1 protein-coding gene is annotated in these 650 nt (G+C 72.5%); it reads left to right on the top strand.

Features of this window, described 5'->3' with window-relative positions:
* Positions 1-583: hypothetical protein (locus tag ABD323_RS43445; protein ID WP_344447532.1), on the top strand; the 583-nt coding region annotated here is incomplete at its 5' end.
* Positions 584-650 lie beyond the last annotated feature (67 nt).

Below are 650 nucleotides of genomic sequence, written 5' to 3'. Positions count from 1 at the left end.
GGGCACCGACAACGTCCGCACCCGCACCCTGGCGCTCACCTTCGACCGGCAGCTGTTCGTCGAGTCGGTCCGCTCCAACCTGTTCCACGTCTACGAGAAGCATGACACGCTCTACCGGCTGAACGTCGGCGAGCGGGCGCTCGAGCTGCTCAAGTCCGGTGCGGTGCGCGAGCGCGAGGCGCGCGCGGTGGACGAGTTCCTGGCCGACCGGGCCCGGCTGGCCGGGGAGATCGAGGCGTACCGGCAGGCGTTCACCGACGCGCTGGCCGAGGGCGGGATCCGGCGGTACGCCCAGTTCGCCAACTCGTACACCTCCGCGCTGATGACCGAGCGGGCCTACCTGGCGCTGATCGAGGCGTACTCCCGCAGCACCGAGCCCTGGGTGCTGCTGCCGGACGGCGGCGAGGGCCTGATGGCCGCGCGGAACGAGGCGGTCCCGGCCTGGCGGATGCTCAAGATGCTGTGCCGGACGGCCCAGTTGGGCAACGAGGTGAAGGACAGCGCGCTGCTCGGCGCGCGCGGCCGGGTGGTGACCGCCGAGCTGGCCACCGTCGGCGCGGCCGCCGTGCCGGTGCCCGCATGAGGGTGTTCCTGCTCCCCCCGGCCGGTGCCTCGGCCGGGGTGTTCAAGGACTGGATCGAGCCGTTGAG

The organism is Kitasatospora nipponensis (assembly GCF_039528135.1).
GTDB classification, from domain to species: Bacteria; Actinomycetota; Actinomycetes; order Streptomycetales; family Streptomycetaceae; genus Kitasatospora; species Kitasatospora nipponensis.
This window is presented reverse-complemented; position numbering and strand designations above follow the sequence as displayed.